The sequence below is a fragment of the Hymenobacter artigasi genome, assembly GCF_012275535.1.
GTDB classification, from domain to species: Bacteria; Bacteroidota; Bacteroidia; order Cytophagales; family Hymenobacteraceae; genus Hymenobacter; species Hymenobacter artigasi.
In genome coordinates this window covers 45,548-58,260 of the sequence record NZ_JAAVTK010000023.1, presented here as the reverse complement: position 1 = coordinate 58,260, position 12,713 = coordinate 45,548, and the positions used below count along the sequence as shown (strand labels likewise).

Annotated in this window: 7 protein-coding genes, 1 other RNA gene and 1 pseudogene; 3 read left to right on the top strand and 6 right to left on the bottom strand. The window is 61.9% G+C overall.

Annotated features, from left to right (window positions below; genetic code table 11):
- Nucleotides 1-371 precede the first annotated feature (371 nt).
- Entirely contained in the window at nt 372-1,535 is a 1,164-nt protein-coding gene (locus tag HBN54_RS21850; protein WP_168675366.1) for a sigma-54-dependent transcriptional regulator, read from the bottom strand.
- 158 nt (nt 1,536-1,693) lie between these two features.
- On the opposite strand from HBN54_RS21850, the gene HBN54_RS21845 reads away from it, so the two are divergent.
- Both HBN54_RS21845 and HBN54_RS21840 read left to right on the top strand, forming a co-directional pair.
- A complete protein-coding gene (locus HBN54_RS21845; protein ID WP_168675365.1) occupies nt 1,694-2,974 on the top strand; it encodes a PQQ-dependent sugar dehydrogenase in 1,281 nt (426 codons plus the stop codon).
- Nucleotides 2,975-2,982: 8 nt separating this feature from the next.
- The gene (locus HBN54_RS21840) at nt 2,983-3,432 is read left to right on the top strand and encodes a c-type cytochrome (RefSeq protein ID WP_168675364.1); all 450 of its coding nucleotides are present in this window, start codon (nt 2,983-2,985) and stop codon (nt 3,430-3,432) included.
- 168 nt (nt 3,433-3,600) lie between these two features.
- Here HBN54_RS21840 and rnpB read toward each other — a convergent pair.
- An RNA gene (gene rnpB, locus HBN54_RS21835) (RNase P RNA component class A) lies at nt 3,601-4,050 on the bottom strand.
- A 352-nt stretch (nt 4,051-4,402) separates the two neighbouring features.
- On the opposite strand from rnpB, the gene HBN54_RS21830 reads away from it, so the two are divergent.
- Nucleotides 4,403-7,822: an SBBP repeat-containing protein gene (locus HBN54_RS21830; RefSeq protein WP_168675363.1), complete on the top strand. Its 3,420-nt coding sequence runs from the start codon at nt 4,403-4,405 to the stop codon at nt 7,820-7,822.
- 65 nt (nt 7,823-7,887) lie between these two features.
- On the opposite strand, the pseudogene HBN54_RS24185 reads toward HBN54_RS21830, so the two are convergent.
- From HBN54_RS24185 to HBN54_RS23905, 4 genes and pseudogenes are all read right to left on the bottom strand, one after another.
- Nucleotides 7,888-7,959: pseudogene (locus HBN54_RS24185) on the bottom strand (IS200/IS605 family transposase); the annotation flags it as partial.
- A gap of 180 nt (nt 7,960-8,139) precedes the next feature.
- Nucleotides 8,140-8,403 carry a hypothetical protein gene (locus tag HBN54_RS23285; protein ID WP_210428146.1) on the bottom strand — a complete coding sequence of 88 codons (264 nt, stop codon included), beginning with the start codon at nt 8,401-8,403 and terminating at the stop codon, nt 8,140-8,142.
- A 3-nt stretch (nt 8,404-8,406) separates the two neighbouring features.
- The gene (locus HBN54_RS21825; protein WP_168675362.1) at nt 8,407-10,269 is read right to left on the bottom strand and encodes a M1 family metallopeptidase; all 1,863 of its coding nucleotides are present in this window, start codon (nt 10,267-10,269) and stop codon (nt 8,407-8,409) included.
- 288 nt (nt 10,270-10,557) lie between these two features.
- Nucleotides 10,558-12,678: a tail fiber domain-containing protein gene (locus tag HBN54_RS23905; RefSeq protein ID WP_168675361.1), complete on the bottom strand. Its 2,121-nt coding sequence runs from the start codon at nt 12,676-12,678 to the stop codon at nt 10,558-10,560.
- Nucleotides 12,679-12,713 lie beyond the last annotated feature (35 nt).

Sequence of the window (12,713 nt, the reverse complement as noted above, 5' to 3'; positions counted from 1 at the left end):
TGCATAATCTGGAACAGTTTGATACGGCACTGGAGGTATGCGCCGGACTGTGGAACTTCTGCTTAACTCATTGATAATTCAGTACAACAAGTCTATTAATGCGACATACAGTAACGTTGAGCCCTCAGATGGGATGGAGCAGTATTTTCAGAAATTAAATTTCTGGTGTGACGGTAATTTATATATTTTCATCGAGCCAACATCGAGGGTAGTATGCTATACAATGCAAAATACCTAGACAAAATATGCCTTACAACTTAGATTTCGTGTCATTGTGAGAGCAGTACCAATAAGTAGAGGCAGGATAGCAAAAAAGCAGCGCCAGAATCAACCGATTCTGGCGCTGCTTTTTTATTTGCAAATAAACCCTGCTACTTCCCCGCAAACGCCTTCGCGTCGCCTTCCGTAATCGTGTCATCGCTCATAATCACGAGGCGTTCCACCACGTTGCGCAGCTCGCGGATATTGCCGCGCCAGTCTAAGCCTTTCAAATACTCCAACGCGGAAGCGTCGATTTTCTTGGGCTTGTTACCGTAGTCGGCGGCGATGTCGTTGAGGAACTTCTGAATCAATTCCGGGACGTCCTCGCGGCGGTCATTCAGCGAAGGAACCTGGATGAGGATGACCGATAGGCGGTGGTAGAGGTCTTCGCGGAAGTTCTTGTCGGCGATTTCCTGCATCAGGTCTTTGTTGGTGGCGGCGAGGACGCGCACGTTCACCGAGATTTCCTTTTCGCCGCCCACGCGGGTGATTTTGCTTTCCTGCAAGGCCCGCAGCACCTTGGCCTGGGCCGAGAGGCTCATATCGCCGATTTCGTCGAGGAAGAGCGTGCCGCCGTCGGCCTGCTCAAACTTGCCGATGCGCTGCTTCACGGCCGAGGTGAAAGAGCCTTTTTCGTGGCCGAACAGCTCGCTTTCAATCAGCTCGGACGGGATAGCGGCGCAGTTTACTTCCACCATAGGGCCGCTGGCGCGGCTGCTGAGCTCGTGGAGCTGGCGGGCCACCATCTCCTTGCCCGCGCCGTTGGGGCCGGTGATGAGCACGCGGGCATCGGTGGGCGCTACTTTTTCGATGGCCTTGCGCACAGCCCCGAGGGCAGCCGAGGAGCCCACCATTTCCGAGCCTTTCGTGACGGAGAGCTTCTTTTTCAGCGTCTTGGTTTCGGTGACGAGCTTGGTGCGGTCGAGGGCGTTGCGGACCGTCACGAGGAGGCGGTTGAGGTCCGGGGGCTTGGAGAGGAAGTCGTAGGCCCCTTTTTTGGTGGCTTCCACGGCGGTTTCGATGTTGCCGTGGGCCGATACCATGATGAAGGCGGCATCGGTGCCCATGGCCTGGGCGCGGGTCAGGACTTCGAGGCCGTCCATTTTGGGCATGCGGATGTCGCAGAGCACCACGTCGTATTTTTGCTGGATGAGCAGGTCGAGGCCGGCGGGGCCGTCTTCGGCTTGGTCTACTTTATAGTTTTCGAATTCCAGAATCTCCTTCAGCGTGTTGCGGATGGCTTTTTCGTCGTCGATGATGAGGATGCGGGGCATGGGTTGTGAGGTAAGCTTTAGCTTGCCGACATAATGGCGGCACGGACAATAATACGGGAATTGGGACGGCAAGCTAAAGCTTACCTCACAAAAAACGCCCGGCGCGGTTATCTGCGTCAATTATCTTCGCCGTATAACGCGGCATCAACAAACAATCCATGAAAAACTCCATAACCCGCCCGCTGCTGCTCACGGCAGCCCTGGCCGGCAGCTTCAGCCTTTATTCCCTCACCAGCAAGCCCACCGTGGCCCCCGACGCTGACAACGCTGGCCTGAAGCTGCCCGCCGGCTTCGGCGCCCTGGTGGTGGCCGAAACCGGCGGCCGCGCCCGGCACCTTGCCGTGACGCCGGAGGGCAACATTTTTGTAAAACTGAACCGGCCCAAAGACGGCAAAGGCATCCTAGAGCTCAAGCCAACTGCTACCGGCAAAGCCACTGTTTCGAACGGCTTTGGCAGCTACGGCGGCACGGGCATTTATGCCAAGGGCGGCTATCTGTACGCGTCTTCGGATGAGGACGTGTACCGCTATAAGCTGGACGCGAAAGGGGAGGTGACCAACCCCACGCAGCCCGAAAAAATCGTGAGTGGCCTGCTGAACCGGGGCGAGCACGAAAGCAAGTCCATCGTGCTCGACAATGCCGGTAATATCTATGTGAACGTGGGCGCGTACTCGAATTCCTGCCAGGTGAAGGACCGGGAGAAAGGCTCGATGGGCCGGCCCGACTGCCCAATTCTGGATTCGGCGGGCGGCATCTGGCAGTTCCGGGCCGATAAAGCGGGGCAGACCTACGGCACCGGCACGCGCTATGCCACCGGCCTGCGCAATGTGGTGGGCCTCGACTGGAACGCGCAGAACAACCAGCTTTTCGTGATGCAGCACGGCCGCGACCAGCTCCACGACATCTTCCCGGCGATGTACGACACCAAGCAGTCGGCGGAGCAGCCCGCTGAGTGCCTCTACGAAATTACCAAAGGCGCGAATGCCGGCTGGCCTTTCCTGTACTACAACGGCCTGACCCACCAGAAAATCCTGGCCCCCGAATACGGCGGCGATGGCAAGAAGCTGGCCGACCCCAAGTACCTGGAGCCTGCCGCTGCCTACCCCGCCCACATGGCCCCCGACGGCCTGCTGTTCTACACCGGCACCATGTTTCCTGCCAAATACCGCAACGGCGCGTTCATCGCCTTCCACGGTTCCTGGAACCGGGCTCCCGAGCCTCAGAAGGGCTACTACGTGGTGTTTCAACCCTTTAAAAACGGCAAGCCGAGCGGCCAGTGGGAAGTGTTCGCCGACAACTTCGCCGGCTCGGATGCGAAGGCGGCCGCCGGCCGCGCCGACCACAAGCCCTGCGGCTTGGCCCAGGGCCCCGACGGCTCGCTCTACGTGAGCGATGACAAGGCCGGCACCATCTACCGCATCGTATACAACCAGAAATAAGCGTGTTCGTGAAGAAGCCTTTTGTGATACTGGCCCTGCTGGCCCTGACCAGCGCCCCGGCCTTCGCCCAGAAAAAACCAGCCGCCAAAGCCCCGGCCAAAAAAGCCGTGTCCGGCATTTCGGCCGCCACGCTGTTGCAGGGCAAGTCCATCTACACCCAATACTGCCTCACCTGTCACCAGGCCGACGGCCTCGGCGTGGATGGTATGAACCCGCCCCTGGCCAAAACCGACTACGTGCTGGGCGACAAAACCCGCCTGATAGGCGTGCTGGTCAACGGCCTGAAAGGGGTGGACATCAACGGCGAGGAATACCACGGCGTGATGCCTTCGCAGGCCTACCTCAATGACCAGCAAATGGCCGATGTGCTGACGTACGTGCGCAATTCGTTTGGCAATAAAGCCAGCGCCGTGACGGTGAGCGAGGTGAAGACCGTGCGGGCGACTGGGAAGAAGTAGCCGTGCCGGTCTGACCGCCCTAGGCGGTCTGACCGGTTGACGTGTGCCTATCTTGGTGCGCAACATCAATCGGTTATAGCAACGACAACCGGTCAGACCGCCTAGGGCGGTCGGACCGGTACGACATCAAAAAAGGCCACTCCCGCACGGGAGTGGCCTTTTTTGATGATTGGTGATGGGTCTGTAAGCCGGGTTTTGTCCGGGGCCGAAGCCCCTGCCTCACCATTTATCTAGGCCAGTCCTCGCGGAAAGGCTCCATCAACCTACCCGCTGGCGCCGGACGAGCCGCCCGGAGCCGATGCGGCCGAAGCCGCGCCGGCGTACCAGCTTATTTGGTCTTTCAACCCCTGAGGTTTACCCAGCCGGAACGGTCACCCGCCCGCTGGTGCGCTCTTACCGCACCTTTTCACCCTTACCAGTGGTAAATGGGTAAGTTGGTAAATGAGTAATTTACTCACTTGCTATTTTACTCACTTACCGCTGGCGGTACTTTTCTGTGGCACTCGCTGTCCTGGTTTGCGTTATGCGCGCCAGTCCTTCCCGTTAGGAAGCAAGGTGCTCTGTGTTGCCCGGACTTTCCTCGTCGCCCGAAAGCGCCGCGGTGAGGCGACCCATCACTGCGTGCAAAGGTACGCACGCCACCCGAATGAAAGGAGTAAGCGCCCGGAATGTTGCTTTCGGGTATTTTGGGGCTTGTTTCTGCCCGCAAGAAGCCCATTCAGACGGGTTTTGCAGGATGATAAAATTAAATAATTGCAATTATAAATTAAATATATACATTTACAATTATATTAGCGCGCTGGCTACGCTCATCAGCCCCTTCCATCCCACCGGGTACCCGTTCCCCCACCGTTCCCGGCAATAAAGTCGATTCCCATTCCCGGCGCGGCGGCCTGCTGTTCGTGCCACCCCTTCGGCCCCTCTCACGGGAGGAGAGAGGGCTGCTTGTGCCACTTATTATCCTTTTCGCATGGCTGATACTACTTACTCCCGCTTTTACGCCCGCACGGTTTGCACGCGTTTGCTGCTGTTGTGCGGCTGTTTGTTTCTCACCCTGGCGCTCCGGGCGCAGCAGCAGGCCACGGAAGAGTGGGCCGCGCGCTACGACGGCCAGGGCCGCGCGACGGCCGGCGCCCCCATACTGCCCGACCAGCTCATCTCGATAGCGGTGGACCATGTGGGCAACAGCTACGCCACCAGCACGGCCCGGGATAGTGGCGCGACGGCCTTGAAAATGGTGACGATAAAGTATTCGCCTACCGGCGAAAAGCTTTGGATGCGCACCAACGCCAATACCATTGCCCGGGCCATTGCGGTGGATAACGCCGGAGGGGTCTACGTCACCGGTGAAGCCGTAATCAATTCTGACTACCTGACCGTGCGCTACGACGCCGCCACGGGAACGCAAAGCTGGGCCCGCACCTTCAACGCCCCCTACGGCGACCCCGCCTTGGGCTCAGACCGCCCCATTGCCATCGCCGTAGATAATGCCGGCGGCGTTTACGTCACGGGTACCAGTGGCCGCTATCGCGTGAGGGTCTTCAGTACCGTGCGCTATGACGCGGCCACTGGGGTTCAAAGTTGGGCCAAAAATCTCGGTACTTTTTCCTCCGCCCAGGCCATTGCGGTAGACAACGCCGGCGGGGTCTACGTCACGGGTACCAGCCTCGACAATCCCACATTCCCCACCAAACAAACCTACGAAACGGTGCGCTACGACGCTGTCACGGGCGATTTAAGCTGGGTTAGTACCTACAACCCCATTGTCAGTACCAGTACTTACAATAACAGTTACGCCCGCGCCATTGCGGTGGACAACAACGGCGGCGTCTACGTCACGGGAACCAGCCATGGCGGCTATGCCACGGTGCGCTACGCCGCGGCCACCGGAGCCGAGAGCTGGGTGAGCACCTATGCGAGTAGTAGTGCCCAGGCCGTTGCGACGGACAACACCGGCGGCGTCTACGTGACGGGGACCCAAAACGGGGACTACTTGACCGTTCGCTACGCCGCAGCCACGGGGGCGCAAAGCTGGGCCAGCACCTACAACGGCCCGGCTAATGGCCCTGACGACGCCCGCGCCATTGCAGTGGATAACAGCGGCGGGGTGTATGTCATGGGCACCAGCCCCGGTGTTTCTGATAATGACTACGCCACGGTGCGCTACGCAGCGGCCACGGGCGCGCAAAGCTGGGCGAGCCGCAGCAGCGGCCCGGCCAGCGGCAGCGATGACCAGGCCCGCGCCTTGGCGGTAGACGCCGGAGGCGTCTACATCACCGGCAGCAGCCAGGCCCCTGGGGCTTCTCCAAGCCTTTACACGGTGAAAATTCAGGCTGCTACCGGCGCTGTTGGGTGGTCGGATGCGTATTCCGGGGCCGCCAGTCTGTCCGACCTGGCTACGTCGATAGCGGTAGATAACGCCGGAAACAGCTACGTGACCGGAACATCCAGTGGTAGTACAGTGGGCAGTAACAGACTGGTAACGATAAAGTATTCGCCCGCCGGCCAACAGCTCTGGTTGAGCGAGTACAGCGGAGGGCAAGCCAGTGCCATTGCGGTGGACAATGCCGGCGGCGTCTACGTGGCGGGGACTAAAAACGGGGACTACGTAACCATCCGCTACGCCGCAGCTACGGGCGCGCAGACCTGGGCCAGCACCTACAACGGCCCGGCCAACGGCTATGACATTGTTACCGCCCTCGCGGTGGACAATGCGGGCGTCTACGTTACGGGCGCTAGTGGCGGGGGCGCCAGTGGCGATGACTACGCCACGGTGCGCTACGCTTCGGCCACGGGCGCGCAGACCTGGGCCAGCACCTACAACGGTCCCGGCAACGGCCCCGACGCGCCTTATGGCATTGCCTTGGACGATGCCGGCGGGGTCTACGTCACGGGCGTCAGTAGCGGGGGCACCAGTGGCGATGACTACGCCACGGTGCGCTACGCGGCGGCCACCGGCGCGCAGAGTTGGGCCAGCCGCTACAACGGCCCCGGCAACGGCCCCGATGCAGCCTATGGCATCGCCGTGGACAACGCCAGCGGGGTATACGTCACGGGGCTGAGCAGCGGGGGCATCTCCTCCGGCGTTAATAATATGGACTATGCCACGGTGCGCTACGCCGCAGCCACGGGCCGGCAGAGCTGGGCCAGCCGCTACAACGGCCCCGATAACGTCTACGACGCAGCCTATGGCATCGCGGTAGACCACGCCGGCGGGGTGTACGTGACGGGTAAAACCGGCGTTAGCACGGGGGGGAGCAACTACGCGACCGTGCGCTATGCCGCCGCCACGGGAGCACAGCGCTGGGTTAGTATTTACAATGGCCCGGCCAACGGTTCCGACAACGCGCGCGCCATTGCCGTGGACGATGCCGGCGGGGTGTACGTGACCGGGACCAGCTTTGGCACCGGCAGCAGCTTTGCGGTGGGCAGCTATGCCACCGTGCGCTACCAGGCTACGGATGGCGCATTGGCCTGGACCAAGCTAAAAGCTGGCGCGACTAACCTGGCCATTGCCCTGGCCGTGGACAACAGCGGCAACGTGCTGGTAACCGGCCACAGCACGGGGCCCGTCACCGGTCAGGACTTCCTCACCGTGAAATACAGCCAGGCGCTGGACAATACTTATGCCGTTTACCGGGCCATCAACCTGAACGGCCCGGCCCTAACGCTCGATGGCCACGTCTGGGCTGGCAGTACGGCCCCAAACTATTCGACCAACGGGGCGAGCTTCCAGAACCAGAACGTGCCCCTGATTCCGGCCACCGATGCGGCCCGGGCGGGCATGATTCGTGCCTCGGTGTACGGCCCCAACCTGAAGCTGACGCTCTCGGCCGTGCCGGCCGGCACCTACCAGGCCTACCTCTACGTGTGGGAGGACAACAACGCGGAGGTGTATAGCCTGAGCCTGAACGGGCAGGTGGTGCGGGCCAACTACAACAGCGGCCCGGCCGGCACCTGGGCCAAGCTCGGGCCTTACCCAGTCACGCTCGCCGCGGCCGGCACCGTTCGGTTCAGCAGCACCGGCGGCTGGCCCAACTTCTCCGGCGTCGAGCTGTGGCAGCAAATCAGTGCTGCACCGGTCGCCCGACTGGCCACCGCCAGCCAGCCGCAAGCTAAAGCCGTGGGAGCATTCCGGGTGCAGGCTTACCCCAACCCTTCGGCCACTGGCCGGTTTACGCTGGTGCTGCCCGAGGGCGTACAAGGCCCGCTGGCGTACTCTCTGGTTTCGGCTCTGGGCCAGCAGGTGGGAGCTGGTCGGCTGCCCGGCGCCACTCTTGGCGCGGCGGTAGAGCTGGACCTTGCCCGGCAGATGGGGCGCAGCGGCATTTATTACTTACTGCTGCACGGCACGCTAGGCCAAGCTCGCCTGCGTCTGGTGCGCGAGTGAGACTGAAGACGCAAATTCCCTCGGAATTCAGTAGGAAAACGGGTATATTGGGGGAAGGCTACAGCGGGGATTAGTGAGCGGCGGCCCTGCACCGCAAACACAATCTGAAGGTGAATTTGCGTGTAAGTATTTGCCATGATGAGAAAGGCAATAGGTATTCAAAGCCCCAGCAGGGCGACATATCGGTAGTAAGATAGAATATGAAAACGGCAAAGCCCCGTAGGGGCGACATTCGTTGAATGAGTGTCGCCCCTACGGGACTTTAATTATAGGCATGGACGTGTTTCACTACCGATATGTCGCCCTGCTGGGGCTTTTTACAACGATTCATTAAATCCACAGGCTAGCCTTTGAAGCCCGTTTTTGTAGTCGTATTCGGCAAACCAATAATGGTAGTCGTCAATAAAACGAAATTCAACGTTATACAAAGGCAAATAGCTTGCGCAGAATTTTCGCTTCAAGAGCACGAATAATTCGCATTTAGGAGGCCAAGTAGAAACTTCTTGAATTTCATTGCCCACGGCCAATTCTGCTTGCAAAATATGTAAAAGAGCCGGAGCCAATCTCTCAACTGTTTCCATCAATTACTTCCCCTCCCACACGTTATCCTTCGGGTAGCTGTCCGGCACCAGGGTGCTGCCCAGCGTCACGCGCTTCAGGGGCTGCTTGGTGGGGACGGGGACGGTGACGGAATTGGCCCCCGATTCCCACACGCCGATGCTGCGGTGGATTTTCTGGGTGGTGTTGTCGGCGAAGGTGATGGTGAGGTCGACGGGGACGGGCTTGGTGCCTTTGGCTTGCACCTGCACGTCGTAGCCGGCGGTGCTTTTCGTGACGCGGGCAATGGCCAGGTCGGGGTAGCCATCGTCGAAGAACCAGCGCTGCCAGAACCAGTTGAGGTTGCGGCCCGCCCCGGCGTTCATGCTGTTGAAGAAGTCGTAGGGCATGGGGTGCTTGCCGTTCCAGTTCCGAATGTAGGTGTGCAGCGCTTTGGTGAACAGCTCATCGCCGAGCAAATCCTTCACGTAGAGGTAGCCCATGCCGGGCTTGGGGTAGGAATTCAGGAAGAAGGGCATGCCCGTTTGCTGGGTGCTGAGCGTGACGATGGGCAGGTCGTTTTCGGTGGCGGCCTGGGCGGCGTAGCGGGCCACGCCGTAGTCGTCGTCGAGCTTGGGGTCGATGATGCCCGAAATCAGCCACTCGCCGATGGTGGCCCAGCCCTCGTCCATCCAGCCGTACTTGGTTTCGTTGATGCCCATGTAGAATGGGAACATCGTGTGGAAGATTTCGTGGTCGGTGAGGGTGATGGCGTCCTCGCGGGTTTCGGTGGGGTTGTCGTTCACCATCATCGGGTACTCCATCTGGTCGAGGCCGTCGAACACGGTTTCGTGGGCGTAGGGGAAGGGCCACTTAGGGAAGGTGTAGCTCATGGCCTCCACCGTTTTACGGCTGAAGTTGATGACTTCCTTGTAGTCCTCGTGTTTGGGGTTGTACACGGCATCGACGCGGGTGCGGCGCTTGGTGGCGGGGTCCACCACCAGGCTGGTGCTCTGCCATGCGTAATGGTCGGCGGTGGCGAACACGAAATCGGTCACATTCTTCGCCTCGAAGCGCCAGGTATTCTGGTCGGTCTGGGCGGTGATATCGCGGCGCTTGGCATCGTCCTCGCTGATGATGCTCACCACGGCGTCCTGCTGCTCGGCATCGCGCAGGCGCTGGGCGTATTTGGGGGTCAGGACTTCGGCGGCGTTGGTGAGGTCGCCGGTGGCCCAAACCACGAAGTTCTTGGGAACGGTGATGGCGGCTTTGAAATTGGCGAAGTCGTTGTAAAACTCCTGGTCGCCGGTGTAGGGCACGCGGTTCCAGCCGTCGAGGTCGTCGTACACGGCGATGCGCGGGAAGAAGTAGGCCACGAAAGCGGCCCCCGGCTCAACTTCGCCGGTGCGCTGGTGCGAGCCCTTGTTGAGGGTGTAGGCATAGGTAGCGCGCACCGTGGCAATCTGGTGCGCCCTGAGGGCACGGCGCAGGGTTATGGGCAGGTTGGTGGCGTCGGGGGCCAGCTTGCTCACATCAAAGGTTTCGCCGTTGATGCTGAGGTTGAAGATTTTAACGCCGTCGCTCACATCCGCTGGGGCGATGGCGCGGCTGCGGGGCGCTCCCTTCTGGTAGAGGTTGGGGTAGAGCTTGAACCAGAGCTGCTTGAGCGAATCGGGGCTGTTGTTGACGTACTTGATATCTACCGTGCCGGACACGAGGCGGGTGTCGGGGTTGAAATTTACGGCCAGGTCGTAGTCGGCGGTATTCTGCCAGTAGTTGGGGCCGGGCAGGCCGGTTTCGGCGCGGGTGCCTTTGGTGTAGGGAGCTTGCAGGTTGCGCGGCAGGGGCAGCGGGCGCTGGGCCAGGGCCGGCAGGGCGAGGAACAGGAAAAGAATCGAAAGAATACGCATGCAGTAGGGTACGGGGCTTGCCCCCGTCCAGCCAGTGAACCAATAGGGATTGCAAAGCTAACGTGACCAGCGAACCAGCCTGTGCGGTAGCCATAAAAAATGCGGAAGCCCAAAGCACGAGCTCCCGAAGCTCAGGGCGCTGGGCGCGTGGTGGAAGTGGGGCCGGTGCCTGACGGTGGCCAGGCTGAATCTCATTGCACCCAAGGGCCGAACCGCCTGGCTGCCAGCTACAAAAAAGCCCCCGGCCAGGCGGCCGGAGGCTTCTTGCGTACCCAGGGTTGCGGGCCGTTACCTGTGCGCCTGCGCGCCGGCTGCCGGGGCAGCCTCGCCCAGCAGGCGGGCCATCTGGGCTTGCAGGGTAAGCAGGCTGGCGTGGTCGGCGTCGTTCCGGGTCCTGAGCGCCTCGTTCTGGGCCGCCAGCTCCTTAATGGCCTCGATGAGCACGGGCGTAAGCTGGGCGTAGTTCACTGATTTGAAGCCGTCGGCATCGGTGCTCACCAGCTCGGGGTAGATTTTCTCCACTTCCTGCGCAATGAGGCCAACTTGTGCGGTATTGGCTTTGCCGCCGTGCTGCACCCCCAGCGTGTTCCACTCGTAGCGCATGCCCTGCAAAGCCAGCACCGCGCTCAGGGCGCTGGTCAGGGGCCGGATGTTCTGCTTAAAACGGCGGTCGGAGCTGGTCGTGAAGCTGGTGGCCCGGGCATCGCCGGCCACGTCGAGCCGCACGCCGGGGGCCGTGGTGCCGATGCCCACGTTGCCGTTGGAAAGCCACGTCAGCGCCGAAGTGCGCGTGCCGCCCTGGTTAATACCCAGAATGCCCCCGCTGTAGCCATAAAGCACCGGCCCATCTATGTTAACGCTGCCCCAGAGCTTGCCTCCCCCATACCAGCCAAGGCCATGGTTGGCATCGCGGATTAACAGGTCGTAATTAGACTGCAGGCTGATGTTGCCGCCCTGCACATCGAGCCGCTGTGCTGGGGCACTGGTGCCGACGCCCACGTTGCCGGTGAAAGCGGCACCGCCTTCGTTCCAGAACTGGATGCGGCGATTGGTGCCCAGGGTGCCGGCCCCGACGATGTCGAGCGCACCGGCCGTGAAGGTCTGGTAGCCGATTTTGCCGGCATTAGCCTCCTTGCCACTCACCCCGGCCCCGAGCTCCAGCGTGTTAGTGCCGGTGATGCCCTGCGTCCCATTAACATGTAACTTGTAAGTAGGAGCGGTGGTGCCGATGCCCACGTTGCCGCCCACCGTACCGCTGCCAGTGATGCGGAAGCTGGCGGCCTGGTCGGCCGTATTCTGGCTCCTGATAACGTCCGTGATGTTGGTGCCGCTCAGGGCCGGGGCCGGCAGTGAGGGCGCAGTCGTGATGGTGAGCAGGCCGTTGCCGCGGGGGGCGGCCGTGTAGCTAACGCCGCTGCTGCCGCTGGCCACCACAAACGACGAGCCGCCGCCGCCGCCGGCCCCGCCGCCAGGGCCAGGGGCGGCGTTCGCGCCGCCGCCACCGCCGCCATAGTAGCCACCGCCGCCGCCGCCGGCCTGGCTGCCGCCGCCGCCGGTGTTGTTGCTGCCATTGTAGCCCGCGTAGCTGTTGAGGCCGCCGCCCATGCCAGGACCGGCCTGCGTAGCGCCGGTGCCCCCAACGGTATTGCTGCCACCGGTGGCTCCGGTGCCGCCGGGGCTGGGGGTGCCGCCCGCGCCGCCGCTCGTGCTGGAGCTCGTGCCGCCACCGCCACCACCACCGGCCACCAGCAGGGCGTTGCGGCTGGTGAGGTAGTCGCCGGTAATGCCTGCGCTGGTGGCGCGGCGCAGGTCGGTAGCGCCGCCGCCGGCCGGGCCAGCGCCAGCAAAGCCACCACCGTTATAGCCTGGCACGCCGGGATTACCACCCAAGCCGCCCGCGCCGCCCACTTCTACGGTCAGTACCTCGCCGGGCATCACGGCCAGCGTAGCCAGCACCCGGGCCCCGACGCCCGGTGTGCCGAGAAGGTTGCTGCCCGAGGCCCCGTCGGCCTGCACCTGAATGCTGGTGACGCCTGCCGGCACGGTATAGGTTTGCGTGCCCCCCGTGAAGCTGAACGTGGTGGTGGCCGCCGGTACCGTGGCCTGTCCCGCGCCGCTGCTCAGCACTTCGGTCCACTTGGTGCCGTCCCAGCTGTTCAGCGTTTTGGTGTTGGTGTTGTAAATAAGCAGGCCCGCCGCTGCTGCCGCCGGCCCGATGGCATCGCGCTGGGCCTGGCTCATGCGCGGCGGCAGCAGGCCCTTGGTGGTCGACGTCACGTCGAGCACCGCGGCCGCGTCGGGGGTCGCATTGTTGATGCCCACGCTTTGGGCCCGGGCCGCGAACTGGCCGCCGGCCAGCAGCGCCGCCAGCACCAATCCCCGGCGAAAGTGAGTAAAACGACTCTCCATAAGAAACGGAATCAGGAAAACAAAAAGATGAGTTA

Excerpts from the sequence above, each read along its gene's own strand:
- HBN54_RS21825 (WP_168675362.1), bottom strand. The coding sequence starts at position 10,269 with ATGCGTATTCTTTCGATTCTTTTCCTGTTCCTCGCCCTGCCGGCCCTG.
- HBN54_RS21845 (WP_168675365.1), top strand. The coding sequence starts at position 1,694 with ATGAAAAACTCCATAACCCGCCCGCTGCTGCTCACGGCAGCCCTGGCC.
- HBN54_RS23285 (WP_210428146.1), bottom strand. The coding sequence starts at position 8,403 with ATGGAAACAGTTGAGAGATTGGCTCCGGCTCTTTTACATATTTTGCAA.
- HBN54_RS23905 (WP_168675361.1), bottom strand. The coding sequence starts at position 12,678 with ATGGAGAGTCGTTTTACTCACTTTCGCCGGGGATTGGTGCTGGCGGCG.
- HBN54_RS21850 (WP_168675366.1), bottom strand. The coding sequence starts at position 1,535 with ATGCCCCGCATCCTCATCATCGACGACGAAAAAGCCATCCGCAACACG.
- HBN54_RS21830 (WP_168675363.1), top strand. The coding sequence starts at position 4,403 with ATGGCTGATACTACTTACTCCCGCTTTTACGCCCGCACGGTTTGCACG.